Origin of the sequence: Streptomyces vinaceus (genome assembly GCF_008704935.1) — a bacterium.
Lineage (GTDB): Bacteria > Actinomycetota > Actinomycetes > Streptomycetales > Streptomycetaceae > Streptomyces > Streptomyces vinaceus.
In genome coordinates, this window is record NZ_CP023692.1 from 5,823,535 (window position 1) to 5,849,383 (window position 25,849).

Genomic DNA, 25,849 nt, shown 5'->3' on the forward strand with positions numbered 1-25,849 from the left:
CACCGCTGTTGACTGGTTACCGCTCCGTAGCCAAGGATCTGCCCCACCACCGACCGGAGGACGGGTTCGCACACATGACGTACGACGCAGACGTGATCGTGATCGGGGCGGGTCTCGCGGGTCTCGTGGCCACCGCCGAGCTCGTCGATGCGGGCCGCAAGGTCATCCTGCTCGACCAGGAGCCGGAGCAGTCGATCGGCGGCCAGGCGCACTGGTCCTTCGGCGGGCTGTTCTTCGTCGACTCGCCCGAGCAGCGGCGGATGCGGATCAAGGACAGCCGCGAGCTCGCCCTCCAGGACTGGCGCGGCACTGCCGGCTTCGACCGCGAGGAGGACGCCTGGCCGCGCCGCTGGGCCGAGGCGTACGTGGACTTCGCGGCGGGCGAGAAGCGCCCCTGGCTGCACGCCCGGGGCGTCCGCTTCTTCCCGGTGGTCGGCTGGGCCGAACGCGGCGGCTACGACGCGAACGGCCACGGCAACTCCGTCCCCCGCTTCCACATCACCTGGGGCACCGGGCCCGGCCTCGTCGCCCCCTTCGAACAGCGGGTCCGCGCCGGCGCGGCCCGCGGGCTGGTCCAGCTCCGCTTCCGCCACCGGGTCACCGGACTCGCCCGTACGGCCGGGGCCCTGGACACCGTCACCGGCGAGGTCCTGGAGCCCTCGGACGCCGTACGGGGCACCGCGAGCGGCCGCGGGAGCACCGGCACCTTCTCCCTCCGGGCCCAGGCCGTGATCGTCACCAGCGGCGGGATCGGCGGCAACCACGACCTCGTGCGCGCCCAGTGGCCCGACCGGCTCGGCACCCCGCCGCAGCGGATGCTCTCCGGGGTCCCGGCCCACGTCGACGGCCTGATGCTCGGCATCGCGGAGCGGGCCGGGGCCAGCCACATCAACAAGGACCGGATGTGGCACTACACCGAGGGCATCGGGAACTGGGACCCGATCTGGGCCCGGCACGGCATCCGCATCCTGCCCGGACCGTCCTCGGTCTGGCTGGACGCCACCGGCAAGCGGCTGCCCGTACCGCTCTTCCCCGGGTTCGACACCCTCGGCACCCTCGACCACATCATGAAGACCGGCCACGACCACACCTGGTTCGTGCTCAACCAGCGCATCATCGGCAAGGAGTTCGGCCTCTCCGGCTCCGAGCAGAACCCGGACCTGACCGGCAAGTCGGTGCGCGACGTCATCGACCGGGCCCGCCAGGCCGTGCCGGGCCCCGTGAAGGCCTTCATGGACCGCGGCGCCGACTTCGTCGTCGAACGCGACCTCGGCGCGCTGGTGCGCGGCATGAACGCCGTCACCAAGGAGGACCTCCTCGACGAGGAGACCGTCCGCCGCGAGATCGTGGCCCGGGACCGGGAGATCGCCAACCCCTTCACCAAGGACCTTCAGGTGACGGCCATCCACGGCGCCCGCAAGTACCTCGGCGACCGGCTGATCCGCACCGCCGCCCCGCACCGCATCCTCGACCCGAAGGCGGGCCCGCTGATCGCCGTACGGCTCTCCATCCTGACCCGCAAGTCCCTGGGCGGCCTGGAGACCGACCTGTCCTCCCGGGTCCTGAACGGATCCGGCGAGGCGCTGCCCGGCCTCTACGCGGCGGGCGAGGCGGCCGGCTTCGGCGGCGGCGGGGTCCACGGCTACCGCGCCCTGGAAGGCACCTTCCTCGGCGGCTGCATCTTCTCGGGCCGCGCGGCGGGCCGCGCCGCGGCCGCGGCGGTGGCCTGATCCGGACTGCATCCCCCGGGCGGCCGGGAGGATCTCGGCGACCGGACGGCCGGGAGGTCTCGGCGACCCGGAAGCGCTCCGCGACGACCAGCGTGTCCTCGCGCACCGCGAACCCCGGGTCGCCGAGCACCTCGCGGATCTGCGCACCGTGCCGGAACCGCCCGTGCGGAGCGCGTCATTCGGCCACAGTCGTGTACCCCTCGCCCTCGTCCAGCGCGTGCCGCAGGTCCACCTCCCCGAGCGACGGCACCCGTACGTCCGTCCCCTCCAGGACGGCCACCGAGTCGCGCAGCGGGCCGGGGAAGGCGATCAGGGCGGCGGGAGGTCCTCGTACGTCGTGATGCGGCCGGCCCACGGTCGCGTCGCCTCGGTCGCGAACGGGTTGAAGCGCACCAACTGTCCCCTTATTTCTACCAGTTGAAACGCGCCACGCAGTGGACTGGACCTTGACGCGGAGCTGTGCCTACCGCTTTGCTGTGCGTGATCATCCAGCCAAACCGTCCGCCCGCGCCCGTGTTGGAGGGAATCCCGCGGATGTCCCCGCCTCCGCCGCCCCTCGGCCGCGCCCGCAAGCGGGACGCCCAGCTCTTCGATCCGGCTCTGTGCGACACCGAGCTGGTCGACGTACGGGCCCAGTTCACCCAGGGCCGGTGGGCCAGGGCCCGCTCCCTCCTCGTCTCCACCGGCGACGACTGGGACCGCCGAGGCCACCGCCTGGTCGTGCTCGCCGAGACCCCGGCCGCCACCGCCTGGGCCCGGGAGTGGCTGCTCGCCGAACCCGAGAGCCCCGACGCCGCCACCCTCCTCGCCTGCGCCGCCGTCTTCACCGCCCTGCGCCGCAAGGGCACGCCCGAGGCCGCCGAGGAGGCCTGCCGCCGGGCCGCCGCGCTGCTCCCCGCCGACCCCACCCCCTGGCTGGGGCTGCTCATGCTCACCCGGGCCTTCGGCACCGTGGAGGAGTTCAGCCGCCACTTCGACCAGGTCCGGGCCCGCCACCGCGAGCACCACCACGCACACCACCTGATGGTCGCCAGACTGGCCGAACACACCCCCGCCTCCGGCCAGGACCCCCTCCACGAGGTCTACGACTTCGCCGCCTGGGCCGCGGAGGAGTCCCCGGCCGACTCCCCGCTCGCCGTCCTCCCGGTCATCGCCCACGCCGAGCGCTACCGGGTGCTCGCCGCCACCCAGGGCCGCACCCCCGACGGGGCCGCCGCCCACTGGTCGGGCCGGCGCGCCCGCCAGGTCCTGCGCTCCGCCTTCGACTGGTGGCTGGAGTGGGAGCGCGAGGACCACCCCCGCAACCGGGTCGACCTCAACTTCCTGGCCCACGCCAAACTCTGCGAGGGCCGCCCGGCCGAGGCCGCCGCCCTCTTCCACCGCATCGGCAGCCACGCCACGCCCGCCCCCTGGTCCTATCCGGACCTCGACCCGCACAAGGCCTTCCTCGCCGCCCGCAGCGCCGCGCTCGGCACGGCCTGACGCGGCAGGGCCGCACAGCACCCCGCTCGACCGCACCCCCGCTCCGCACGACCTTCCCCCGGACCTTCCCCGAAAGGACCCGCCATGGCGACGGGCAGATCCACCACGCTCGGCACCGCGCCCGAGATCCGCACCTACAAGGGCCAGGACCGCGCCCTGCGCGCCGACCGCCTCGGCACCGCCGGGCTGCTGCTCTCCGTACTCGCCGCCAGCGCGCCCCTGATGGTGGTCGCCGGTGTGATGCCCACCACCTTCGGCGTCATGGGCATCGTCGGCCAGCCGCTGCTGTTCGTGATCCTCGGCGTCGTGCTCGCGCTCTTCGGCGTCGGCTACGCCGAGATGAGCCGGCACGTCCACAACGCCGGCGCCTTCTACGCGTACATCGCCCGCGGCCTCGGCCCCACCGCGGGCGCCGGCGCCTCGCTCGTCGCCCTCGTCGCCTACAGCGCCATGCAGGTCGGCGTCTACGGCATCCTCGGCTTCGAGATCTCCAGCCTCTTCGCCACCTACCTCCAGATCGACCTCGCCTGGTGGATACCGGCCCTGGCGGCCGTCGCCCTCACCGGCGGCCTCGGCTGGCTCAAGATCGACCTCAACGCCAAGGTCCTCGGCGTCCTCCTCCTCATCGAGGTCGTCCTCGTCGTCATCTTCGACGTCGCGGCCCTCGGCAAGCCCGGCGCCGAGGGCATCTCGCTGCACGCCTTCGACCCCGCGACCCTGAGCGGACCCGGCCTCGGCACGGCCCTGTGCTTCTGCATCGCCGCCTTCGTCGGCTTCGAGCAGTCCCCCGTCTACGCCGAGGAGACCAGCAAGCCCCACATCGTCGTCTCCCGCGTGATGTTCCTGGCCGTCGGCTTCGTCGCCCTCTTCTTCGCCTTCAGCGCCTGGGCCCTCACCGTCGCCACCGGCCCCTCCGAGGTCGTCAAGGCCTCCGCCGAAGCCGGCCCCGGCCTGCTCTTCCAGCTCACCGAGGCCCGCCTCGGCGCCACCTTCACCGACGTGCTGCACGTCCTCTTCGTGACCGGCATGTTCGCCGCCATGCTCAGCTTCCACAACGTCGTGGCCCGCTACGCCTTCGCCATGGGCCGCGAGGGCCTGCTCCCGGCCGCCTTCGGCCGGACCAACGCCGGCACGGGCGCCCCCGCCACCGGCTCGCTCCTGCAGACCGTGGTCTCCGTCCTCGTCGTCCTGGCCTTCGCAGTCACCGACGACAAGCCGACCGGCGACCCCACCACGCCCGTGCTGCACCTGTTCACGTGGATGGGCAACGTCGGCGCCCTCGGCGTGACCCTCCTCATGGCCGCCGCCTCCTTCGCCGTCATCGCCTTCTTCGTCCGCCGCGGCACCGCCGGCGCCCAGATCTGGCGGCTCGTCGCGGCCGGCGCCGCCGGGATCGCCCTGCTCGCCATCGCCGTCTACACGGTGAAGGACTTCGACGTCCTCGTCGGCGCCGCGAAGGGCTCCGCGCTCAGCTGGGTCCTGCCCGGCATCGTCGGCGCCGCCATCGCCGGCGGGCTGCTGTACGGGGCCGTCCTGCGCAGCCGCCGCCCCGAGGTGCACGCCCGCATCGGCCTCGGCAACGAGGCCTTCCGCCTCGACCAGGCGGCGGAGGCCGACCCGCGCGACTGAGCCCCGTCGCCTCGCTTTCCAGCCCGTACGAAGCCCCCGGCGCCCGTTTCCATGGTCGCCGGGGGCTTCCGCGTGGGGAGGCCGGGTTTTGGCCCTGGCCGGGGCTCATGGTCTCCTGGGGCGACAAAAACATCCGGACCCCCGCACAGGTGACACCACCCAGCTCCCCTGCGCGGCGTCCGGGCCTGCCTGTCCCACGTACGAAGGCGAAGCGCTACATGAGTGACCGCACCTTGACCGAGGCCACCGCCCCGGCGTCGTCCCGCCACGTCGACGCGGGTGACGAGGGCTACAGCAAGGACCTCAAGTCCCGCCACATCAACATGATCGCGATCGGCGGGGCGATAGGCACCGGCCTGTTCCTCGGCGCGGGCGGCCGGCTCGCCAACGCGGGCCCCTCCCTCGCGATCGCCTACGCGGTGTGCGGCATCTTCGCCTTCTTCGTCGTCCGGGCCCTCGGCGAGCTCGTGCTCTACCGCCCCTCCTCCGGCGCGTTCGTCTCCTACGCGCGCGAGTTCATGGGGGAGAAGGGCGCCTACACGGCCGGCTGGCTGTACTTCCTCAACTGGTCCACGACCACCGTGGCCGACATCACCGCCGCCGCGACCTACGCGCACTTCTGGTCGATGTTCACCAGCGTCCCGCAGTGGGTCCTCGCCCTGATCGCCCTCGCCGTGGTCCTCACCGCGAACCTGATCTCGGTGAAGTACTTCGGCGAGATGGAGTTCTGGTTCTCCCTCGTCAAGGTCGCGGCCCTCGGCATCTTCCTGCTCGTCGGCATCTACCTGGTCGCCACCAGCCACCCGATCGACGGCCACACCCCGGGCCTGTCCTCGATCACCGACAACGGCGGCATCTTCCCGTCCGGCATGCTCCCGATGCTCCTGCTGCTCCAGGGCGTGGTCTTCGCGTACGCCTCCGTCGAGCTGTGCGGCGTCGCCGCCGGTGAGACCGAGAACCCCGAGAAGATCATGCCGAAGGCGATCAACTCGATCATGTGGCGCGTGGGCCTCTTCTACGTCGGCTCCGTGATCCTCCTCGCGCTGCTGCTCCCGTACACCTCGTACTCCTCGGACCAGAGCCCCTTCGTCACCGTCTTCGACAAGCTGGGCGTCCCCGGCGCCGCCGGCATCATGAACCTGGTCGTCCTGACCGCCGCGCTCTCCAGCCTGAACTCCGGGCTGTACTCCACCGGCCGCATCCTGCGCTCGATGGCCATGTCCGGCTCCGCCCCGAAGTTCACCGCCCGCATGAACAAGGGCAAGGTCCCCTACGGCGGCGTGCTCTTCACCGCCGCCTTCGGCCTCGCCGGCGTCGGCCTGAACTACCTGATGCCCAAGGACGCCTTCGAGCTCGTCCTGAACTTCGCCTCGCTGGGCATCCTCGGCACCTGGGCGATGGTCATGATCTGCTCGCTCTTCTTCTGGCGGCGCGCGCAGCAGGGCGGTGTGCAGCGCCCCGCGTACCGCCTGCCCTGGGCCCCGTACACGCAGATCGTCACGCTGGTGTTCCTGGTCGCCGTGCTGGTCCTGATGTGGTGCGACGGCGGCGTCGGCCGCACCACGGTCATGTGCGTCCCCGTCATCGGTGCCGCGCTCGTCGGCGGCTGGTTCCTGGTCCGCCGCCGCGTGGCGGAGATCGCCGCGAACCGCTGACACCCGCTCCCGCAGACAGAGAAGGACCCCGCCCTCGGGCGGGGTCCTCCTCGTTCGTCGGGCCCCGTTCGTCCGGCAGCCGCCGCGAGACAGGGCCGGACAACGCGAAGAACCCCACCGAAGTGGGGTTCTCGCTCTGTGTCCGAGGGGGGACTTGAACCCCCACGCCCGATAAAGGGCACTAGCACCTCAAGCTAGCGCGTCTGCCATTCCGCCACCCGGACAAGGTGTCTGTCTCGCGTCCCTCGCGGGCCGTTCCGACGTGGAAAACATTACCAAACATTCCGGGGCCCTCGATCACACCCCCCTGCGGCCGAGGATCGCCCTTGGGCGGAGCCGGGCGAAGCGGGAGGATGGGGAGGCAGTCGGTACCGATCAGTGGGAGGAAGCAGCGTGAGCGAGTCGAGCGCGGGCAGGACAGTCTCGGGCGAGGACGAGGTCGTCGACCTCTGCCGGGACCTCATCCGGATCGACACCAGCAACTACGGGGACCACTCCGGGCCCGGGGAGCGCAAGGCGGCCGAGTGGGTCGCGGAGAAGCTCGCCGAGGTCGGACTGGAGCCGCAGATCTTCGAGTCCCACAAGGGCCGCGCCTCGACCGTCGCGCGCATCGAGGGGGAGGACCCGTCGCGGCCGGCGCTGCTGATCCACGGCCACACCGACGTGGTCCCGGCCAACGCCGCCGACTGGACGTACGACCCCTTCTCGGGCGAGATCGCCGACGGCTGCGTGTGGGGCCGCGGCGCCGTCGACATGAAGGACATGGACGCGATGACGCTGGCCGTCGTGCGCGACCGGCTGCGCAGCGGCCGCAAGCCCCCGCGGGACATCGTGCTGGCCTTCCTCGCCGACGAGGAGGCGGGCGGCGTGTACGGCGCCCGGCACCTCGTGGACAAGCACCCCGGCCTCTTCGACGGGGTCACCGAGGCGATCGGCGAGGTCGGCGGCTTCTCGTTCACCGTCAACGAGAACCTGCGGCTGTACCTGGTGGAGACCGCCCAGAAGGGCATGCACTGGATGCGGCTCACGGTGGAGGGCACCGCGGGCCACGGCTCGATGACGAACAACGACAACGCCATCACGGAGCTGTGCGAGGCCGTGGGCCGCCTGGGCCGCCACCAGTGGCCGGTGAGGGTCACCAAGACCGTACGGAGCTTCCTGGACGAGCTCTCGGACGCGCTGGGCACCCCGCTGGACCCGGACGACATGGACGCGACCCTGGCCAAGCTGGGCGGCATCGCCAAGATGGTCGGCGCGACGCTGCGGAACTCGGCCGCCCCGACCATGCTCGGCGCCGGCTACAAGGTCAACGTCATCCCCGGCCAGGCCACCGCGCACGTGGACGGGCGCTTCCTGCCCGGCTACGAGGACGAGTTCTTCGCCGACCTCGACCGGATCCTCGGGCCGCGCGTGAAGTACGAGGACGTGCACGGCGACAAGGCCCTGGAGACGGACTTCGACGGGCGGCTCGTGGACGCCATGCAGGGAGCCCTGAAGGCCGAGGACCCGATCGCGCGGGCGGTCCCGTACATGCTCTCCGGAGGTACGGACGCGAAGTCCTTCGACGACCTCGGCATCCGCTGCTTCGGCTTCGCCCCGCTCCAGCTCCCGCCGGAGCTCGACTTCGCCGGGATGTTCCACGGCGTGGACGAGCGGGTGCCGGTCGACGGGCTGAAGTTCGGCGTGCGCGTCCTCGACCGATTCATCGACAACTGCTGAGAATCGGGAAGGTGTGCGTTTCTCACTGGGAAGAGTGAATGCACTCATACGCTCGTAGCCCTGGTGATGCCTCCTCGTTACAGGTGGTGCGGTCCGCGGCTGGGACCGCATTGCCAACTAGGAGGAACTCATGCTTAAGAAGGTTGTCGCCGCTGCGGCTGCCACCGGTGGTCTGGTTCTCGCGGGTGCGGGCATCGCCGCCGCCGACGCGGGTGCGCAGGGTGCGGCCATCGGCTCCCCGGGCGTCCTGTCCGGCAACGTCGTCCAGGTCCCCGTCCACGTCCCCGTGAACGTCTGCGGCAACACGGTCAACGTGATCGGCCTGCTGAACCCCGCGTTCGGCAACACCTGCGTCAACGCCTGACGCGTCTGAAGTCTTGGGCCCCGGAGCGCATTCCAGCGCTCCGGGGCCGCCGGGCTTTCCAGGCCCGGCTGTTCTTACACCGCAGGGGGACAATCACATGCGACGACAGGCAGCGGTCACCAGGAAGACGCTGATCACCATGGCGGCGGCGGGGGGTGTGCTCGCGCTGGGCGGGGGTTACGCACACGCCGACTCCGGCACGTCCGGCCATGCCGTGAACTCTCCGGGCGTGGCGTCCGGGAACTCCGACCACGTACCCGTGGACGCTCCGGTGAACCTGTGCGGCAACACCGTCTCGGTGGTGGGGCTGCTCAACCCGGCCTTCGGGAACCGGTGTTCCAACGACTCGGCCACGCCAAACCACCCCGGTCACCCGGGGCACCCGGGCAACCCCGGCCACCCGGCCGAGCCCGAGGAGCCGGACGAGCCGTGCGACGAGGACGAGCCGGGGCACCCCGGCAACCCGGGGACTCCCGGCCACCCGGGCAACCCCGGCACGCCCGGCAATCCGGGACACCCGGGCACTCCGGGCACGCCCGGCACCCCGGGGACTCCCGGCAATCCCGGCACCCCGGGCACGCCCGGTAACCCCGGCACGCCCGGTCAGCCCGGCAACCCCGGCACGCCCGGCCAGCCCGGAACCCCCGGCACCCCGGGTACGCCCGGGCTCCCCGGTGGGCCCACCGGACCGGGTACGGGCGGGGTCACTCCCGTGACCCACCCCGGCCAGGGCATCGCCCCGGCCCAGCAGGCCGGGCTCGCCGCGACCGGCGCCGGAGACGTCCTCGGCGTGGGCCTTCCGCTCGCCGCGGGCACGCTGCTGGCCGGCGCCGTGCTCTACCGCCGCGCCCGCAGCGCGGCCTGAGGCGCGGCAGCCTTACGACGCGGGCCCCGCTCCGGGGTCCGCGTCACCGGTCCCGCGTCACCAGGTGGCGCGGACCTGACGGATGATCCTCCGGCGCAGCCGTACCCGGCGACTGCCGTCCCGGTAGAGGGCCAGCCGGTCGATCTCCCAGTTCCCGTACTCGGCATGGTCGGTGAGCAGGCGGGTCGCCTCCTTCCGGGGCACACCGCGGGGCACGTACACGTCGACAAATTCGTATTCCGGCATCGCATCTATTGTGCGGGCAGAGCCCCGCTACGGATAGCGTCTGCACTATGTCTGATGCCGCTCTGCCCAGTGTTGCCGAGGTACGCGCCGCCGCCGAGGCGGTCAAGGCCGCTCTCGACCGTCACCTCGCCGCGGTCGAGAGCAGGATCGGGGACGAGGATCCGGCCGTCTACGCCGCGTTCAACGAACTCGCCGCCGCCGCCGAGGAGTACGACGAGCTCCTCTACGACCGTTACGACGAGGTCACCCCGTTCGAGATCCCCACGCCCGAGGACGGTGTCCCGTACACCGGTCCTGCCGAGCCCGCCGCCTTCAGCGTGCTCATCCGCCGTGACTACGCCGTCGTCGAACCAGCGAGGCTGATCGCCCAGGCCGAGCGGGTCGCCGCCCACGACCGGGAGGCCGAGCTCGCCCTGGACGGCGGCACCGCCGGTGCGCTGGGCGTTCTCTTCGGGGAGTACGAGCCCGACGAGATCGCCTCCCGCCACAAGGACTTCGGCCTGGACGAGGGCGACTCCACCCTCTGGATCGCGGCCTCGGAGGAGGTGGCCGAACCGGGGGAGTGGCTGGGCTCGCCGTTCGGGCACACCGATCCGCAGGACGTACTGCACCGGTTCGACATGAGCTCCGTCTTCGACGAGGAGACGGACGATTTCGACGAGGAGGGGGACGAGGAGGAAGCCGCGGGCGGCCAGGAGGCGCGGCCCGGGCTGGCCCCCGCCTGATCCCCTTCCGTTCCCGTACGCACGACGCCGCGGCCCCCGTCCCGAAAGGGCGGGGGCCGCGGCGCGCACGCCTCACACGCGTATCACTCCGGCTGGTCCTGCGCCGCCGCCACGAGGGCCCGCAGCAGCCCGGTCAGGCGTGTCGTACGCGGCTTCGGCAGCACCTCGGCGACCGCGCGCGGCAGCGCCTGGTCCACGCCGTGCACCACCGACAGGTGCCGCTCGGCCCGCCCGAAGGCCGTGTACACCCAGTCCCGGGAGAGGGACTGCGCCGCGTCTCCGGGCAGGACGACGACCACGGCGGGCCAGCGCGCCCCCACGGCCTGGTGCGCCGTCACCGCCCAGCCGTGCCGCACCCGTGACTCCACCTGCTCCTTCGGTACGACGATCCGCGCGCCGGCGGTGTCCAGGTGGAGCCCCTGCGCGTCGGCCGACACCACCCGGGCCGGGACGGCCCTGCCGGGCGAGGGCACGTGCACGACGCGGTCGCCGGGGTCGAACCCGCCGAACCGGCCGGGGCCGGGGTTCAGCCGCTCCTTGAGGGCCGCGTTCAGGGCCCGCGTACCCGCCGAGCCGCCGTGGCCCGGGGTGATGACCTGGACGGCGTCCACGGGGATCCCGAAGGCGCGCGGCACGGACTCGGCGACCAGCTGCACGCAGCGGTGGACGGCCTCCCCGGCGTCGCGTACCGGGACGATGACGACCTCCTTGCCGGGGGCGTCGACCTGGTTCAGCTCGCCGACGCCGACGCCGGAGACCAGTTCGCCGACCGGTCCGGGGTCGGGGGTGCGGGAGACCAGCTGCGGGCAGGCGCGGGCCGCGAGCACATCGGCGAACACGCGCCCGGGTCCGGCGGATCCGAGTACGCCGGGGTCCCCGGAGAGCACCAGGCGGGCCCCGTCGGGGACGGACTCGACGAGGGCGGCGGCGCTCTCCACGTCCAGCTGGGGGGCGTCGAGGACCACGAGCAGGTCCACCGCGAACTGCCCGTCGGCGTCCCGGCCGGGGCCGGCGGCGCCGGAGAGCAGGTCCGCGACGGTGACGGCCCCGTGCGCCGGGGTGTGCGCGGCCAGGCAGACGCGCAGCCCCAGGTCACGGGCGGCCGCGAGCAGGGCCAGCGGTTCGGCGCGGGCGGACTCCCCGCCGGTGTGGGTGACCAGGCCGTGGCCGGAGACGGCGCGGATCAGCTCGGCGCCGGGGCCGGTGGCGGCCTTCTCCCAGTCCGCCGGGTCGTTGAAGGTGTTGGCGAGGCGGGCCAGGCCGTCGGCCAGGCTCTCCTCGGCCAGCGCGTAGCCCTCCAGGCCGACGAGCACCCGTACGGGCTGCTCCTCGCCCTCGGCGACGGGCGGGCCGAGCGGCTCCTGGAACACCAGGACGGCGCCCTCGCCGATGGCCTGCTCCAGGCACCCGGCGGGGTCCGGTACGCCGTACTGGGCCAGGGCCGCTTCGAGGGTGGGGGCCTCCAGGGCGGTGTGGCCCTTGAGCGCCGCCTGCTCCAGCAGCCAGCCCACGAGGGCGGCGGCGCGCCGCTCGTCGCCGGGACCGGCGTCCTGGCCGAGCAGGGCCCGGGCGAAGCCGTCGGCCTGCGTGGGGCGGACGCCGGAAACGGCGAGGAGCCGCCAGGGGTCCTCGGCGAGCCGCTCGGCGGCGTCCTCGCCGAGGGCGGTGGCGGCCGGGACGGCCAGCGCCTCGGGGGCTCCGCCGCGGGCGAGCACGGCGCGCACGCCCTCGATGCCGGCGGCCGTCGGGGCGGGGGCGGCGGGCCGGGCGGGGCGGGGGGCCGCGGGAGCCTCCGGAGCGCGCCGCGGGGCGACGGGGGCCTCGTCGAAGTACACGGGGGAGGGCTTCTCCCCGCTCTCCACGGCCCGTACGGCGGCCAGCAGGTCGGCGGCCTTCCCGCTGAGCTTGGCTCCGGCGTCGACGGGTCCCTGCCGCTCCGCCTTGCGGCGGGCGATGCGCTCCCGCTCCACCTTCTGCGCGGCCAACTCGGCGGCGGCCTCACTGAGCGCGGGCTTCCCCGCTTCCCCGCCCCCCTCCCCGCCCTGGGCGTCGGCGCCGCCCTCGACCTCGGCGCCGCCCTCGGCCTCGGCCCCGCCCTCCGGCCGGTCGGCCGCAGCCTCTTCGCCCTCGGCCGCCTCGGATCCGTCCCCGTCCCCCGCGGTCGGCGGTTCCGCCGCTTCCGTGGTCCCGGCTCCGCCTGCGTCGGCCGCGCCGGTGTGGGGCTCCGGCGCCGCGTGCGGGGCGGCGTTTTCGGGACCGGCTTCGGCGGCGCCCTGCGGCTCCGCCGCTTCCGAGCCGGAGGGGGCCGCCTCGGGGGTGGCCGGGTCCGTCGGGGCGTCGGCTTGGCGGTCCGTGCTCACAGCGTGCTCCAGTCGTGGTCGGGATAGCGGTGCACGGGCGCGGACACATCGTCCAGCGCCCGGCAGATCTCCTCGGGAAGGGTAAGCGGCTCCACCGACAACGCCTCGCTGAGCTGCGCGGACGTCCGGGCGCCCACGATCGGCGCGACCACGCCCGGCCGGTCCCGGATCCACGCCAGCGCGACCTGGAGCGGGGTCACCGCGAGCCCCTGGGCCGCCGTCGCCACCGCGTCCACGATGCCGCCCGCCGCCTCGTCCAGGTAGGGGTCCACGAAGCCGGCCATCGTCGGGGAGGCGCCCCGGGAGTCCGCCGGGGTCGTGCCCTCCCGGTACTTGCCCGTCAGGACCCCCCGCCCCAGCGGGGAGGAGGGGAGCAGCCCGACGCCCAGGTCCAGCGCCGCCGGGAGCACCTCGCGCTCCACGCCCCGCTGGAGCAGCGAGTACTCCATCTGCGTCGAGGCCAGCCGCGTCCGCACCCCCGGAGCGGCCAGCTGCCACGTCGCCGCCTTCGCCAGCTGCCAGCCGCAGAAGCCCGCCACCCCCGCGTAGCGGGCCCGGCCGCTGCTCACCGCCAGGTCCAGGGCCTGGAGGGTCTCCTCCAGCGGGGTCGCCGGGTCGAACGCGTGGACCTGCCACAGGTCGACGTGGTCCGTGCCGAGCCGGGCCAGCGAATCGTCCAGCGCGGCGAGCAGGTGGCCGCGCGAGCCGTCGACGCGGCGGTCCGCGGCGCGGACCGAGCCCGACTTCGTCGCGATCACCAGGTCCCGGCGCGGGACCAGTCCGCCGATCAACTGCCCCAGCAGGTACTCCGCCTCACCGCCCCCGTACACGTCGGCGGTGTCGACGAGCGTCCCGCCCGCCTCCCAGAACGTCTTCAACTGCTCGGCAGCGCCCGACTCGTCCGTGCCCTGCTCGGAACGGCCCCAGGTCAGGGTGCCGAGGCCGATCCGGGACACGCGCAGTCCGGTGCGGCCGAGATGCCTCTGCTCCATGACCGCTGAGACTACTGGGGCACTGACGCGGGAAGCCCTGGCGCGCTACAGTCCCCCGCAGACCCACGTTACTGATCGGTAAACCGGCATCACCGTAAGGGGACGACACATGCGGCTCGGCATCAATCTCGGCTACTGGGGCGCTGGCATGGACGCCGACAACCTGGCCGTGGCCCAGGAGGCGGACCGCCTCGGCTACGACGTGTGCTGGGCGGCGGAGGCCTACGGCTCCGACGCCCCGACCGTGCTCGCCTGGGTCGCCGCCCAGACCGAGCGCATCGACGTCGGCTCCGCGATCCTGCAGATCCCGGCCCGCCAGCCCGCGATGACCGCCATGACGGCCGCCACCCTGGACTCCCTCACCAAGGGCCGCTTCCGGCTCGGCCTCGGCGTCTCCGGCCCCCAGGTCTCCGAGGGCTGGTACGGGGTCAAGTTCGACAAGCCGCTCGCCCGCACCCGCGAGTACGTGGAGATCGTCCGCAAGGCCATGTCCCGCGAGCGCCTCAGCTACGAGGGCGAGCACTGGACGCTGCCGCTGCCGGGCGGCCCGGGCAAGCCGATCAAGCTGACCGTGCACCCCGAGCGCGAGCACATCCCGCTCTACATCGCCGCCATCGGGCCCAAGAACCTGGAGCAGACCGGCGAGATCGCCGACGGCGCGCTGCTCATCTTCCCGGCCGCCGAGCACCTGGAGGCCACCGCGCTCACCCACATCCGGGCGGGCCGCGAGAAGGCCGGCCTGACCATGGAGGGCTTCGACGTCTGCCCGACGGTCCCGCTGGCCGTGGGCGAGGACGTGAGCGGCCTCGCCGACATGTTCCGCCCGTACACCGCCCTGTACGTCGGCGGCATGGGCAGCCGGAAGCAGAACTTCTACAACCAGCTCGCCCAGCGCATGGGGTACGAGAAGGAGGCCGCCGAGATCCAGGACAAGTACCTGGCGGGCGACAAGACGGGCGCGGCCGCGGCCGTCCCGCACTCGCTGATCGACTCGACCACCCTGCTCGGCTCCGTCGAGCGGATCGCCGACGGGATGCGGGCCTACGCCGAGGCCGGGGTCACCACCCTCACGCTCGCCCCGGCCGGTTTCACCCTGGACGAGCGGATCACCGCCCTGCGCGCCGGTACGGAAGCCATGGAGCGGGCCGGCCTCGCATAGGCGGCTCCCACGAAGCTCTGCGGCCGTGGTGGGGGCTCGGGGGTCTTCCCCGCCACGGCCGACACAGGCACAACGCGGGCGACGCCCTGCGGGTTACGCCCGCGACCCCACCCGTTGCCGTCGTTCATTCGGCCGAGCCGTCCACCCCTTCGGTTGCCGGGCCCCCGGATCGGCCGTTGACTCGATGCATGCTCTCTGCCCGCAGCCTGTTCCAGGAGATCGTCGACCACGACGACTCGTTCCAGCTGTTCTGCTCCATCGCGGCCAGCGGCGAGTCCCAGGGCGGCTGGGAGAACGCCCGGATCGCGGCCCTGGTGCCCGACGGCATGCGCGAGCTCGCGCCCAAGATCACCCGGCACGGCGCCGACGAGGACAAGCACGGCCGGATCTTCCACGCCCTGCTGCGCAAGCGCGGGCTGCCGCCCGTCCCCGTGCCGCCCGAGACCGACTACACGATGCTGCTGGAGCGGCGCGGCATCGGTCTCGCGCACGAGAAGCTGCGCCGCGACGAGCCGCTGACCGAGCAGGACATCGTCGTCTACCTCGCCCACAGCCGGGTCACCGAGCAGCGCGCCGCCGACCAGATGGTCATGCTGGTCCGGCAGTTCGGGGACCACCCCGAGGTCGGCAAGGCCATCCGCATGATCAGCCACGACGAGGACAACCACCTCGCCTACTGCCAGGAGGAGCTGCTCCGCCTGGTCCGCGAGGGGCACGGCCGGACCATCCAGCGGGTGCTGCGCGAGAGCGCCCTCGCCGAGATCTCCATCTACCGGGACGTGAGCCTGGCCGTCATGGACCACATGGGCCGGCTGCTGCGCTGGCCCGCACCCAAGGCGGCCGCGCTGGCCGCCGGGATCCGCGGGATGTACGCGTACGAGCGCTTCGCCGGCTGGCACCGGATGATCAGCCTGCGCATGCCGGAGCGGCGCGACGCGCTGGGCGGCGCGGCGATGACCACGCCCGAGTACGCCTGAGGGAAGACGCGGCCCGCGGGACGGCCCTCAGAGCCAGCCCCGGGTCTTGAACAGGCGGTGCAGGCCCAGACAGGCGCCCACCATCACCAGGACCACGGCCGGGTAGCCCCAGGGCTGCCGCAGCTCCCACATGTGGTCGAAGTTCATCCCGTAGATCCCCGCCACCATCGTCGGGACGGCCGCCATCGCCGCCCAGGCCGAGATCTTGCGCATGTCGTCGTTCTGCCGGACGCCCATCTGCGCCAGGTGCGCGGCCAGCGCGTCCGACAGCAGCCGGTCCAGGCCCTCGATGTACTCGCTCGCCTTGGTCAGATGGTCGGCGACGTCACGGAAGAACGGCTGCGCGTGCTCGTGCACGAAGGGCACGTTCCCGAAGGCCAGCCGGTCCATCGGCTGGAGCAGCGGGCTCGTGGCCCGGCGGAACTCCAGCACCTGCCGCTTGAAGGCGTAGATCCGGGCGGCGGTGTTCTTGGTGTCCGTCGCCTGCGGCGCGAAGACGTCGGCCTCCACCTCCTCCAGATCCACCTGGAGCTCGGCTGCGACCTCGATGTAGTGGTCGACCACCGCGTCGGCCACCGCGTACAGCACCGCCGTCGGCCCGTGCCGCAGGACCTCCGGCTCGTGCTCCAGCCGGTGGCGCACCGCGCTCAGCGGGGCCCCCTCGCCGTGCCGGACCGTGACCACGAAGGAGTCGCCGATGAAGAGCATCAGCTCGCCGGTGGTGACCGTGTCGGTGTCGTCGTCGTACATGACCGGCTTGAGGACGACGAACAGCGAGTCGTCGTACACCTCCAGCTTGGGGCGCTGGTGCGCGGTCAGCGCGTCCTCCACGGCCAGCCTGTGCAGCCGGAACTCCTTGCTGACGTGCTCGAACTCCTCCTCCGTCGGCTCGTACATGCCGACCCAGAGGAAGGCGTCACCACTGGCCCGCGCCTGGTCGAGGGCGTCCGAGAGGTCCTCGGGCGCGGGGGAGCGGCGGCCGTCCCGGTACATGGCGCAGTCGACTATCACGGACGGCATTCTCCCCCCACCGCCCCCGGTCCGCACGCACCGGCGACCGCTTACGCTTGCGCCATGGCCACGCTGATCCTCGTACGACACGGGCGGTCCACCGCCAACACCGCAGGGCTGCTCGCCGGATGGACGCCGGGAGTGGCCCTCGACGAGCGCGGCGCCGAGCAGGCGGCGGCGCTGCCCGGACGGCTCGCCGCCGTGCCACTCGCCGCCGCCGTCAGCAGCCCCCTCCAGCGCTGCCGCGAGACCCTCGCGCCGCTGCTCGCCGCGCGCCCGGAGCTGGAGCTGCACACCGACGACCGCATCGGCGAATGCCACTACGGGGACTGGTCGAACCGCAAACTCTCCGAGCTCTCCGACGAACCCCTGATGAAGATCGTCCAGCAGCACCCCTCGGCCGCCGCCTTCCCCGGCGGCGAGTCGATGCGCGCCATGCAGGCGCGCGCCGTGGACGCCGTACGGGAGTGGAACGCGCGGATCGAGGAGGAGCACGGCAGCGACGCCGTCTTCCTGATGTGCTCGCACGGGGACATCATCAAGTCCCTCGTCGCGGACGCCCTGGGCATGCACCTCGACCTCTTCCAGCGCATCCACGTGGACCCCTGCTCGGTCACGGTCGTCCGCTACACGCCGACGCGCCCGTTCCTGCTCCGGCTCGGCGACACGGGGGACTTCGGCTCGCTCGCCCCGCGCCCGGCCCCCGCGCCGGACGCCGCGGCCGCCGGCACCGCCGATTTCGAGAGCGCGACCGAGGACGGAGGCGACGCGGTCGTCGGAGGCGGCGCGGGCGCGGCCTGATCGCAGCGCGCAGTAGGGTGGACGGGCCGAAACAACGCGCCACCGAGCCTTGGAGACTGGACGTGCCCCGTCAGGTGTTCCTCTACGACCCGCCGGACCGCTTCGTGGCGGGCACGGTCGGCCTGCCTGGACGCCGTACGTTCTTCCTGCAGGCCTCCTCCGGCCCCCGCGTCACCAGCGTCTCCCTGGAGAAGACCCAGGTCGCGGCGCTGGCCGAGCGGATGGACGAGCTGCTGGACGAGGTCGTACGGCGCACCGGGGGCAATGCCCCCGTCCCGGCGATGGCCCCCGCCGAGGCGGCCGACACCGCGCCGCTGGACGTCCCGGTCGACGAGGAGTTCCGGGTCGGCACCATGGCCCTGGCCTGGGACGGCGAGGAGCAGCGGATGATCGTCGAGGCGCAGGCGCTCGTGGAGCTCGACGCCGACTCGGAGGAGGACCTGGCCGAGGCGGAGGAGCGGCTGCTCCAGGACGAGGAGAACGGCCCGCCGATGCTCCGGGTCCGCCTCACCGGCGCCCAGGCCAGGGCCTTCGCCAAGCGGGCCCTGGACGTGGTCAACGCGGGCCGGCCGCCCTGCCCGCTGTGCAGCCTGCCGCTCGACCCCGAGGGACACGTGTGCCCGCGCCAGAACGGCTACCGGCGCCAGGTGTGAGCGCCACGGGGGAACTTGAGGAGCTGCTGGCGCGCGGCGAGCTCACGGTCGTCGGCCGGATCCGCGAGGCGTCCAACGCCGTGCTGCTGTGCACGGTGACGTACGGGGGCCTGAGCGCCGAATGCGTCTACAAGCCGGTCAAGGGCGAGCGCCCGCTGTGGGACTTCCCCGACGGGAACCTGGCGCAGCGCGAGCTCGCCGCCTACCTGGTCTCCGAGGCCACGGGCTGGGGCCTGGTACCGCCGACCGTGCTGCGCGACGGGCCGTACGGGGAGGGCATGGTCCAGCTGTGGATCGGCCCCGGCGAGAGCGGGGAGCCCGACGGCGAGGACACCGGTGACGGGGAGTCCGGCGGCGGCCTGCTGGCCCTCGTCGAGGGCGAGGAGGCGGGGGAGGGCTGGAAGCCGGTCGCCCTCGCCGACGTCGGGGAGGGCCGCACCGCGCTGCTCGTCCACGCCGACGACCCCCGGCTGCGCCGGCTCGCCGTCCTCGACGCCGTGATCAACAACGGTGACCGCAAGGGCGGCCACCTGCTCCCCGCGCCCGACGGGCGGCTCTACGGCATCGACCACGGGGTGACCTTCCACCGCGAGGACAAACTGCGCACCCTGCTCTGGGGCTGGGCCGGCGAACCGCTGACCGAAGAGGCCCGCGAGGTGCTCACCGCCCTGGCGGCCCGGCTGGCCGACGGGGAGCCGCTCGCCACCCGGCTGGCCGAACTGATCACCCCGGTCGAGCTGGCCGCCGTACGCGCCCGGGTGGCCGATCTCCTGCGCACCGGAGTGCACCCGCAGCCCTCCGGGCAGTGGCCGGCCATCCCCTGGCCGCCGGTCTGAACAGGCGTGGCCGGGCACAGCCCGGCCAGGCACAGAACCGGCCGGACCGCAAGAGCGCCGATCAGGACAACAGTGCAGGTCCGGTTCGTTTTCGGAACACGCGTCCGGTTAGGCTCGACCCATGCATGCCTGGCCCGCTTCTGAGGTCCCCGCCCTTCCTGGCAAGGGCCGCGACCTCCAGATCCACGACACCGCGACCCAGGGGACGATCACCCTCGCCCCCGGTCCCGTCGCCCGTATCTACGTCTGCGGCATCACTCCGTACGACGCGACCCACATCGGTCACGCGGCGACCTACAACGCGTTCGACCTCGTACAGCGCGTGTGGCTCGACACCAAGCGGCAGGTCCACTACGTCCAGAACGTGACGGACGTCGACGATCCGCTCCTGGAGCGGGCGCTGCGCGACGGCCAGGACTGGACCGAGCTCGCGGAGCGCGAGACGGCCCTCTTCCGCGAGGACATGACCGCCCTGCGGATGCTGCCGCCGCAGCACTACATCGGCGCCGTCGAGGCCATACCGGGCATCGTGCCGCTGGTGGAGCGGCTGCGCGACGCCGGCGCCGCGTACGAGCTGGACGGCGACATCTACTTCTCGGTGGAGGCCGACGCCCACTTCGGCAGCGTCTCCCACCTCGACGCCGAGGCGATGCGGCTGCTGTCCGCGGAGCGCGGCGGCGACCCGGAGCGCCCGGGGAAGAAGAACCCGCTGGACCCGATGCTGTGGATGGCGGCCCGCCCGGGCGAGCCGAGCTGGGACGGCGGCTCGCTGGGCCGCGGCCGGCCCGGCTGGCACATCGAGTGCGTCGCCATCGCCCTGGACCACCTGGGCATGGGCTTCGACATCCAGGGCGGCGGCTCCGACCTGGTCTTCCCGCACCACGAGATGGGCGCCTCGCACGCCCAGGCGCTGACGGGCGAGTTCCCGATGGCCAAGGCCTACGTGCACGCGGGCATGGTCGCGCTGCACGGCGAGAAGATGTCGAAGTCGAAGGGCAACCTCGTCTTCGTCTCCGCGCTGCGCCGCGCCGGGGTGGACCCGGCGGCGATCCGCCTCGCCCTGCTCTCGCACCACTACCGGGCCGACTGGGAGTGGACGGACGAGGTCCTGGAGCAGGCGGTGGCCCGCCTGGAGCGCTGGCGCGCGGCCGTGTCCCGCCCGGACGGCCTGCCGGCCGACGGCCTCGTCGAGGAGGTCCGCGAGGCGCTGGCGAACGATCTGGACGCCCCCGCCGCGCTCGCGGCCGTGGACCGCTGGGTGGACGCCCAGAACGCCTCCGACGGGGACGACGAGTCCGCGCCGGGCCTGGTCTCGCGCACGGTCGACGCCCTCCTGGGCGTGGCCCTGTAAGACCCGGGGCCGAAACCGCCGATGCCCCCCGACCGTCCGGTCGGGGGGGCATCGTGGTGTCCGGCCGCGCGGGGCGGCGTCCGGGGCTACGCCTCGGGCGCGTCGTCCTCGCCGGGCTCGGTCTCGGCCCCCGCCTCGGGGTCCGGCTTGCGCTTGGGCGGGCGGGTCAGGCCGCTGCTCGTATCGCGCAGGTACGAGCCGTCGCCCGGCTCGGCCGTGGGGGCCGCCGGGTCGCGGCGGCGCAGGTACCGCTCGAACTCCCGGGCGATGGCGTCGCCCGAGGCCTCCGGCAGGTCCGCCGTGTCCCGCGCCTCCTCCAGCGTCTGGACGTACTCCGCCACCTCGCTGTCCTCCGCGGCCAGTTGGTCCACGCCGAGCTGCCACGCCCGCGCGTCCTCCGGGAGTTCACCCAGCGGGATCCGGATGTCGATCAGATCCTCCAGCCGGTTCAGCAGCGCCAGCGTCGCCTTCGGGTTCGGCGGCTGCGAGACGTAGTGCGGGACCGCCGCCCACAGCGACACCGCCGGGACGCCCGCGTGCGTACACGCCTCCTGCAGGATGCCCACGATGCCCGTGGGGCCCTCGTACTTGGTCTCCTCCAGGTCCATCGTCCGCGCCAGGTCCGCGTCCGAGGTGACCCCGCTGACCGGCACCGGCCGGGTGTGCGGGGTGTCCCCGAGCAGCGCGCCCAGGATCACGACCATCTCCACGCCCAGCTCGTGCGCGAAGCCCAGGATCTCGTTGCAGAACGACCGCCAGCGCATGGACGGTTCGATGCCCCGCACGAGCACGAGGTCGCGCGGTTTGGCGCCGCCGATCCGGACCACCGACAGCCGCGTCGTCGGCCACGTGATCTTCCGTACCCCGTTGTCCAGCCACACCGTCGGCCGGTTGACCTGGAAGTCGTAGTAGTCCTCGGCGTCCAGTGCCGCGAAGACCTCGCCCTTCCACTCCCGGTCCAGGTGCGCGACCGCACCGGAGGCCGCGTCACCCGCGTCGTTCCAGCCCTCGAACGCGGCCACCATGACCGGGTCGATCAGCTCGGGCACGCCCTCAAGCTCGATCACCCAGGTCTCCTTCCGAAGTTCCCTTGCGTACGTGGGCCAGCCTAAGCCTTGAGGGGACACCGGCCACAGCCCACGACAGAGGGGCGGTTCCCCTCGGAACCGCCCCTCTTCCCCACCTGCGTACGAGCTATGCCTTGCGGCCCAGCATCTCCTCGACCCGTGCGCGCACGGAGTCGTCGTCGAGTCCGCGGACCGTCACCGTGGTGCGGCGGCGCAGCACGTCGTCGACCGTCTCGGCCCACTCGTTGTCACGGGCGTAGGCGACCTGCGCCCAGATCTCGGGACCGTCCGGGTGGATCCGCTCGGCCAGCGCCGGGTCCTCGTTCGCCAGGCGCGCGATGTCGAAGGCCAGCGAACCGTAGTGCGAGGCCAGGTGGCGGGCGGTGAGCGGGTCCATCCGCGTGCCGGGCTCGCGGTCCACCAGCAGGCGGTGCGCGACGGCGTTCGGGTTGGCGACACCGGGCAGCGGCACCCGGCGTACGAGCGACTTCACCGGCTCCATGTCGTCGGTCAGCGGGCTGCCGGGCAGCTTGGCCAGCTTGTCCATGACGACGCGGCCGATGTGGCGGTACGTCGTCCACTTGCCGCCGGCCACCGACAGCATGCCGCCGGCGCCCTCGGAGACGACGGTCTCGCGCTTGGCCTTCTCGACGCCGCCGGGGCCGCCGGGCAGCACCCGCAGGCCGGCGAAGGCGTACGTCATCAGCGAGCGGTCCAGGTCGGCGTCCTTCACCGAGAAGGCCGCCTCGTCCAGGATCTGCTGGATGTCGGCCTCGGTGGCGCGCACGTCGGCCGGGTCGCCCTCGTACACCTCGTCGGTGGTGCCGAGCAGCAGCTGGTCCTCCCACGGGAGGGCGAAGGTGATGCGGTACTTGTCGATCGGGGTGGCCATGGCGGCCTTCCACGGCGACTTGCGCTTCATGACGATGTGCGCGCCCTTGGAGAGGCGGATCGACGGCATCGAGTGCTTGTCTTCCATGCGCCGCAGGTGGTCCACCCACGGGCCGGTGGCGTTGAGCACGACGCGCGCGTCGACGCCGAACTCGGTGCCGTCGAGGCGGTCCTTGAGCTCGGCACCGGTGACCCGGCCGCGCGTCATGCGCAGGCCGGTGACCTCGGCGTGGTTGAGGACGACGGCGCCCGACTCGACGGCCGCGCGGACCGTCATGACGGCGACGCGGGAGTCGTTCATCTGGTGGTCGTAGTAGACCGCGACGGCCTTGAGGTTGTCCGTCTTCAGACCCGGGTTGTCGGCGGCGGCACGGGCGGGGGATATGACCTTGCCCATGCCGTCGCCGAAGGCCGAGAGGGCGGAGTAGGCGAAGACGCCCGCGCCCAGCTTGGCCGCACCGACCGGTCCGCCCTTGTAGACCGGCAGGTAGAAGGTGAGCGGGTTGACCAGGTGCGGGGCCACGTCCTTGGCCAGCACCCGGCGCTCGTGGTGGTTCTCGGCGACCAGCTTGACCGCGCCGGTCTGCAGGTAGCGCAGACCGCCGTGGACGAGCTTGGAGGAGGCGGAGGAGGTGGCGCCGGCGAAGTCGCCGGCGTCCACCATGGCCACCCGCAGACCCGACTGCGCGGCGTGCCAGGCCACCGAGGTGCCCAGGATTCCACCGCCGATGACCAGCAGGTCGTACGTGGCCTTCGCCAGCTGCTCACGGGTCTCGGCGCGGCTCGCGTTCGAGCCGGCGGTCGGGTGCGTACCCAGGGTGGGGACGCTCTGCAGGGTGCTCATATCTCTTAGCTCCTCGTCGATTGACTCAGCTGGTGCGTCAGCTGGCGTCTTCGTCGTCGATCCAGCCCATGGACCGCTCGACGGCCTTGAGCCAGTTCTTGTACTCGCGGTCCCGCTGTTCGGCGGGCATCCGCGGGGTCCACTCCGCCGCGCGGCGCCAGTTGGCGCGCAGGGCGTCGGTGTCGGGCCAGAAGCCGACGGCCAGGCCGGCGGCGTAGGCGGCGCCGAGGCAGGTGGTCTCCGCGACCATCGGACGGACCACGGGGGCGTCCACGAAGTCGGAGAGGGTCTGCATCAGCAGGTTGTTGGAGGTCATGCCGCCGTCGACCTTGAGGGCGGCGAGCTCGACGCCCGAGTCCTTGGTCATGGCGTCGGTGATCTCGCGGGTCTGCCAGGCGGTGGCCTCCAGGACCGCACGGGCGATGTGCGCCTTGGTGACGTACCGGGTGAGGCCGGCGATCACACCGCGGGCGTCGGAGCGCCAGTACGGGGCGAACAGGCCGGAGAAGGCCGGCACGAAGTAGGCGCCGCCGTTGTCCTCGACGGAGAGCGCGAGGGTCTCGATCTCGGCCGCGGTCTTGATCATGCCCATCTGGTCGCGCATCCACTGGACGAGCGAGCCGGTGACGGCGATGGAGCCCTCCAGCGCGTAGACCGGCTTCTGGTCGCCGATCTTGTAGCCGACCGTGGTCAGCAGGCCGCTGTAGGAGTTGATGACCTTGTCGCCGGTGTTCATCAGCATGAACGTGCCGGTGCCGTACGTGGACTTCGCCTCGCCCTCGGCGAAGCAGGTCTGGCCGAAGAGGGCGGCCTGCTGGTCGCCGAGCGCCGATGCGACCGGGACACCGGCGAGGACGCCGTCCTTGACGTGGCCGTAGACCTCGGCGGAGGACTTGATCTCGGGGAGGATGTCGAGCGGGACCTCCATCGACTCCGCGATCTTGGCGTCCCACTCCAGGGTGTGCAGGTTCATCAGCATGGTGCGCGAGGCGTTGGTGACGTCGGTGACGTGCACGCCGCCCTGGGCGCCGCCGGTGAGGTTCCAGATGACCCAGGAGTCCATGGTGCCGAAGAGGATGTCCCCGGCCTCGGCGCGCTCGCGCAGGCCCTCGACGTTGTCGAGCAGCCAGCGGGCCTTCGGACCGGCGAAGTAGCTCGCCAGCGGCAGGCCGGTCTCGCGGCGGAAGCGGTCCTGGCCGACGTTGCGGCCGAGCTCCTTGCAGAGGGCGTCGGTGCGGGTGTCCTGCCAGACCAGCGCGTTGTGCACCGGCAGGCCGGTGTTCTTGTCCCACAGGACGGTGGTCTCGCGCTGGTTGGTGATGCCGACGGCCTTGACGTCGGCGGCGGTGATCTCGGCCTTGGCGATGGCGCCGGCGACGACCTCCTGGACGTTGGTCCAGATCTCGGTGGCGTCGTGCTCGACCCAGCCCGGCTTCGGGAAGATCTGCTCGTGCTCCTTCTGGTCGACGGCGACGATGCGGCCGTCGCGGTCGAAGACGATGCAGCGGGAAGAGGTGGTGCCCTGGTCGATCGCGGCGATGAAGGGGCCGGTGCTGTGGCTCATGTGGCTGCTCCTGGCAGGTCTAGGTAGGCGGAATCAGGGGCGGTGCGGATCTTGCGATACGTGCCGGTGCTGATCAGGCGAACGCGAGGTTGTACAGACCACCGGCGAGGGCGGCACCGGCGAGCGGGCCGACCACCGGGATCCAGGAGTATCCCCAGTCGGAGCCGCCCTTGTGGGGAAGCGGCAGCAGGGCGTGGACGATGCGCGGGCCGAGGTCGCGGACCGGGTTGATGGCGTAGCCGGTCGGACCGCCCAGGGAGAGGCCGATGCCGACGACGACGAAGGAGGTGATCAGGACGCCGATGACGCCGAGGCCCTTGCCGTCGTCCTGGAGGCCCTGGGTCAGGATCGCCAGGACCAGGACGGCCGTGCCGATTATCTCGGTGGCGAGGTTCTGGACGACGTTGCGGATCTCGGGGCCGGTGGAGAAGACGCCGAGCACCGGGCCGGCCTGGTCGTGCGGGTGCGGGTCCTCGGGGCCGAGCTTGGCGTCACGGATGTGCTCGGGGTCCGAGAGGTGCGCGGCGAACTGACCGTAGTAGGTGACCCACATCAGGACCGCGCCGAGCATGGCGCCGAGGAGCTGGCCGGCGAAGTAGACCGGAACGTCGCTCCAGTCGCTGTTCTTGATCGCAAGGCCGACGGTGACCGCCGGGTTGAGGTGCGCGCCGGAGAGCGGCGCGGAGACGTAGGCGGCGATGAGAACGGCGAAACCCCAGCCGAACGTGATCGCGAGCCAGCCTGCGTTCCGGGCCTTGGAGCTCTTGAGCGTCACGGCGGCGCAGACGCCACCACCGAGCAGTGTGAGCAGGGCGGTACCGATGGTCTCGCCGATGAAGATGTCGGAGCTGGACACCCGCGACTCCTTTGTCTTACGTCCAGGGGTGTGCGGACACCGGGTCCCGTCCGGTGGTCCGCGCACTCGGTG

The 25,849-nt window shown here is 72.6% G+C and carries 22 protein-coding genes, 1 tRNA gene and 1 pseudogene; 14 read left to right on the top strand and 10 right to left on the bottom strand.

Translation table 11 applies throughout. The features are described 5' to 3' along the window. The first annotated feature begins 74 nt into the window (after positions 1–74). Positions 75–1,730, top strand: a complete 1,656-nt coding sequence (locus CP980_RS26270; protein WP_150529217.1) for an FAD-binding dehydrogenase — start codon at positions 75–77, stop codon at positions 1,728–1,730. A gap of 58 nt (positions 1,731–1,788) precedes the next feature. Here CP980_RS26270 and CP980_RS35985 read toward each other — a convergent pair. Next, positions 1,789–2,058, bottom strand: a pseudogene (locus CP980_RS35985) (ASCH domain-containing protein); the annotation flags it as partial. Positions 2,059–2,264: 206 nt separating this feature from the next. Between CP980_RS35985 and CP980_RS26280 the strand changes: the two are divergent. From CP980_RS26280 to CP980_RS26290, 3 genes are all read left to right on the top strand, one after another. After that, positions 2,265–3,212 carry a hypothetical protein gene (locus CP980_RS26280; protein WP_132760440.1) on the top strand — a complete coding sequence of 316 codons (948 nt, stop codon included), beginning with the start codon at positions 2,265–2,267 and terminating at the stop codon, positions 3,210–3,212. An 84-nt stretch (positions 3,213–3,296) separates the two neighbouring features. Continuing rightward, positions 3,297–4,841 carry an APC family permease gene (locus tag CP980_RS26285; protein ID WP_132760439.1) on the top strand — a complete coding sequence of 515 codons (1,545 nt, stop codon included), beginning with the start codon at positions 3,297–3,299 and terminating at the stop codon, positions 4,839–4,841. A 218-nt stretch (positions 4,842–5,059) separates the two neighbouring features. Further along, positions 5,060–6,496: an amino acid permease gene (locus CP980_RS26290; protein ID WP_099893617.1), complete on the top strand. Its 1,437-nt coding sequence runs from the start codon at positions 5,060–5,062 to the stop codon at positions 6,494–6,496. Between the two features lie 139 nt (positions 6,497–6,635). On the opposite strand, the gene CP980_RS26295 is transcribed toward CP980_RS26290, so the two are convergent. Beyond that, positions 6,636–6,720 (bottom strand) — tRNA-Leu (locus CP980_RS26295). Between the two features lie 169 nt (positions 6,721–6,889). Between CP980_RS26295 and CP980_RS26300 the strand changes: the two genes are divergently transcribed. The 3 genes from CP980_RS26300 (at position 6,890) to CP980_RS35275 (ending at position 9,444) form a co-directional block, all read left to right on the top strand. After that, positions 6,890–8,215 carry a M20/M25/M40 family metallo-hydrolase gene (locus tag CP980_RS26300; RefSeq protein WP_132760438.1) on the top strand — a complete coding sequence of 442 codons (1,326 nt, stop codon included), beginning with the start codon at positions 6,890–6,892 and terminating at the stop codon, positions 8,213–8,215. A 130-nt stretch (positions 8,216–8,345) separates the two neighbouring features. Further along, positions 8,346–8,579, top strand: a complete 234-nt coding sequence (gene chpH / locus CP980_RS26305) for a chaplin ChpH (RefSeq protein ID WP_030163084.1) — start codon at positions 8,346–8,348, stop codon at positions 8,577–8,579. Between the two features lie 97 nt (positions 8,580–8,676). Beyond that, positions 8,677–9,444 carry a chaplin gene (locus CP980_RS35275; RefSeq protein ID WP_167535879.1) on the top strand — a complete coding sequence of 256 codons (768 nt, stop codon included), beginning with the start codon at positions 8,677–8,679 and terminating at the stop codon, positions 9,442–9,444. A 57-nt stretch (positions 9,445–9,501) separates the two neighbouring features. Here the strand turns inward: CP980_RS35275 and CP980_RS26320 are convergent, their stop codons facing one another. Further along, complete coding sequence (locus CP980_RS26320) at positions 9,502–9,690, bottom strand: DUF5703 family protein (RefSeq protein WP_030860319.1); 189 nt, start codon at positions 9,688–9,690, stop codon at positions 9,502–9,504. Positions 9,691–9,737: 47 nt separating this feature from the next. Here CP980_RS26320 and CP980_RS26325 point away from each other — a divergent pair, with 47 nt between their 5' ends. After that, positions 9,738–10,415, top strand: coding sequence for a hypothetical protein (locus tag CP980_RS26325; RefSeq protein ID WP_132760436.1), 678 nt, complete (start codon positions 9,738–9,740; stop codon positions 10,413–10,415). A gap of 83 nt (positions 10,416–10,498) precedes the next feature. Here the strand turns inward: CP980_RS26325 and CP980_RS26330 are convergent, their stop codons facing one another. Both CP980_RS26330 and CP980_RS26335 read right to left on the bottom strand, forming a co-directional pair. Further along, entirely contained in the window at positions 10,499–12,775 is a 2,277-nt protein-coding gene (locus CP980_RS26330; RefSeq protein WP_150529218.1) for an ATP-dependent DNA helicase, read from the bottom strand. Continuing rightward, positions 12,772–13,767, bottom strand: a complete 996-nt coding sequence (locus CP980_RS26335) for an aldo/keto reductase (RefSeq protein WP_132760435.1) — start codon at positions 13,765–13,767, stop codon at positions 12,772–12,774. The genes CP980_RS26330 and CP980_RS26335 overlap by 4 nt, the downstream gene beginning before the upstream one ends. Positions 13,768–13,876: 109 nt before the next feature. Between CP980_RS26335 and CP980_RS26340 the strand changes: the two genes are divergently transcribed. After that, the gene (locus tag CP980_RS26340) at positions 13,877–14,926 is read left to right on the top strand and encodes an LLM class F420-dependent oxidoreductase (RefSeq protein WP_099893623.1); all 1,050 of its coding nucleotides are present in this window, start codon (positions 13,877–13,879) and stop codon (positions 14,924–14,926) included. Positions 14,927–15,114: 188 nt separating this feature from the next. Beyond that, positions 15,115–15,903 (top strand): ferritin-like domain-containing protein, encoded by a 789-nt coding sequence (locus tag CP980_RS26345; RefSeq protein WP_150529219.1) that lies wholly within the window; start codon positions 15,115–15,117, stop codon positions 15,901–15,903. Positions 15,904–15,930: 27 nt separating this feature from the next. Here the strand turns inward: CP980_RS26345 and CP980_RS26350 are convergent, their stop codons facing one another. Further along, positions 15,931–16,923 carry a magnesium and cobalt transport protein CorA gene (locus tag CP980_RS26350; RefSeq protein ID WP_132760433.1) on the bottom strand — a complete coding sequence of 331 codons (993 nt, stop codon included), beginning with the start codon at positions 16,921–16,923 and terminating at the stop codon, positions 15,931–15,933. A 54-nt stretch (positions 16,924–16,977) separates the two neighbouring features. On the opposite strand from CP980_RS26350, the gene CP980_RS26355 reads away from it, so the two are divergent. The 4 genes from CP980_RS26355 to mshC all read left to right on the top strand — a co-directional run bounded on the left by CP980_RS26355 (position 16,978) and on the right by mshC (position 20,555). After that, entirely contained in the window at positions 16,978–17,715 is a 738-nt protein-coding gene (locus CP980_RS26355; protein ID WP_150529220.1) for a histidine phosphatase family protein, read from the top strand. A 62-nt stretch (positions 17,716–17,777) separates the two neighbouring features. After that, positions 17,778–18,368, top strand: coding sequence for a DUF3090 domain-containing protein (locus CP980_RS26360; RefSeq protein WP_132760431.1), 591 nt, complete (start codon positions 17,778–17,780; stop codon positions 18,366–18,368). Continuing rightward, on the top strand, positions 18,332–19,204 hold the full coding sequence (locus CP980_RS26365; RefSeq protein ID WP_150529221.1) for an SCO1664 family protein: 873 nt from the start codon (positions 18,332–18,334) through the stop codon (positions 19,202–19,204). Before CP980_RS26360 ends, CP980_RS26365 begins: the two co-directional genes overlap by 37 nt. 121 nt (positions 19,205–19,325) lie before the next feature. Continuing rightward, positions 19,326–20,555: a cysteine--1-D-myo-inosityl 2-amino-2-deoxy-alpha-D-glucopyranoside ligase gene (gene mshC / locus CP980_RS26370; protein WP_132760429.1), complete on the top strand. Its 1,230-nt coding sequence runs from the start codon at positions 19,326–19,328 to the stop codon at positions 20,553–20,555. An 86-nt stretch (positions 20,556–20,641) separates the two neighbouring features. Here mshC and CP980_RS26375 read toward each other — a convergent pair whose 3' ends face one another. The 4 genes from CP980_RS26375 to CP980_RS26390 form a co-directional block, all read right to left on the bottom strand. Next, complete coding sequence (locus CP980_RS26375) at positions 20,642–21,622, bottom strand: PAC2 family protein (protein WP_132760428.1); 981 nt, start codon at positions 21,620–21,622, stop codon at positions 20,642–20,644. 127 nt (positions 21,623–21,749) lie between these two features. Continuing rightward, a complete protein-coding gene (locus CP980_RS26380; protein WP_099893631.1) occupies positions 21,750–23,357 on the bottom strand; it encodes a glycerol-3-phosphate dehydrogenase/oxidase in 1,608 nt (535 codons plus the stop codon). Positions 23,358–23,394: 37 nt separating this feature from the next. Then, positions 23,395–24,921: a glycerol kinase GlpK gene (gene glpK, locus CP980_RS26385; RefSeq protein WP_099893632.1), complete on the bottom strand. Its 1,527-nt coding sequence runs from the start codon at positions 24,919–24,921 to the stop codon at positions 23,395–23,397. Between the two features lie 73 nt (positions 24,922–24,994). Continuing rightward, positions 24,995–25,777, bottom strand: coding sequence for an MIP/aquaporin family protein (locus CP980_RS26390; protein ID WP_150529222.1), 783 nt, complete (start codon positions 25,775–25,777; stop codon positions 24,995–24,997). Positions 25,778–25,849 lie beyond the last annotated feature (72 nt).

What these genes read in the sequence shown, in the direction of transcription:
- CP980_RS35275 (WP_167535879.1), top strand. Translation starts at nt 8,677, where the DNA reads ATGCGACGACAGGCAGCGGTCACCAGGAAGACGCTGATCACCATGGCG.
- CP980_RS26345 (WP_150529219.1), top strand. Translation starts at nt 15,115, where the DNA reads ATGCTCTCTGCCCGCAGCCTGTTCCAGGAGATCGTCGACCACGACGAC.
- mshC (WP_132760429.1), top strand. Translation starts at nt 19,326, where the DNA reads ATGCATGCCTGGCCCGCTTCTGAGGTCCCCGCCCTTCCTGGCAAGGGC.
- CP980_RS26285 (WP_132760439.1), top strand. Translation starts at nt 3,297, where the DNA reads ATGGCGACGGGCAGATCCACCACGCTCGGCACCGCGCCCGAGATCCGC.
- chpH (WP_030163084.1), top strand. Translation starts at nt 8,346, where the DNA reads ATGCTTAAGAAGGTTGTCGCCGCTGCGGCTGCCACCGGTGGTCTGGTT.
- CP980_RS26350 (WP_132760433.1), bottom strand. Translation starts at nt 16,923, where the DNA reads ATGCCGTCCGTGATAGTCGACTGCGCCATGTACCGGGACGGCCGCCGC.
- CP980_RS26290 (WP_099893617.1), top strand. Translation starts at nt 5,060, where the DNA reads ATGAGTGACCGCACCTTGACCGAGGCCACCGCCCCGGCGTCGTCCCGC.
- CP980_RS26340 (WP_099893623.1), top strand. Translation starts at nt 13,877, where the DNA reads ATGCGGCTCGGCATCAATCTCGGCTACTGGGGCGCTGGCATGGACGCC.
- glpK (WP_099893632.1), bottom strand. Translation starts at nt 24,921, where the DNA reads ATGAGCCACAGCACCGGCCCCTTCATCGCCGCGATCGACCAGGGCACC.
- CP980_RS26335 (WP_132760435.1), bottom strand. Translation starts at nt 13,767, where the DNA reads ATGGAGCAGAGGCATCTCGGCCGCACCGGACTGCGCGTGTCCCGGATC.
- CP980_RS26280 (WP_132760440.1), top strand. Translation starts at nt 2,265, where the DNA reads ATGTCCCCGCCTCCGCCGCCCCTCGGCCGCGCCCGCAAGCGGGACGCC.
- CP980_RS26320 (WP_030860319.1), bottom strand. Translation starts at nt 9,690, where the DNA reads ATGCCGGAATACGAATTTGTCGACGTGTACGTGCCCCGCGGTGTGCCC.
- CP980_RS26270 (WP_150529217.1), top strand. Translation starts at nt 75, where the DNA reads ATGACGTACGACGCAGACGTGATCGTGATCGGGGCGGGTCTCGCGGGT.
- CP980_RS26325 (WP_132760436.1), top strand. Translation starts at nt 9,738, where the DNA reads ATGTCTGATGCCGCTCTGCCCAGTGTTGCCGAGGTACGCGCCGCCGCC.
- CP980_RS26355 (WP_150529220.1), top strand. Translation starts at nt 16,978, where the DNA reads ATGGCCACGCTGATCCTCGTACGACACGGGCGGTCCACCGCCAACACC.
- CP980_RS26380 (WP_099893631.1), bottom strand. Translation starts at nt 23,357, where the DNA reads ATGAGCACCCTGCAGAGCGTCCCCACCCTGGGTACGCACCCGACCGCC.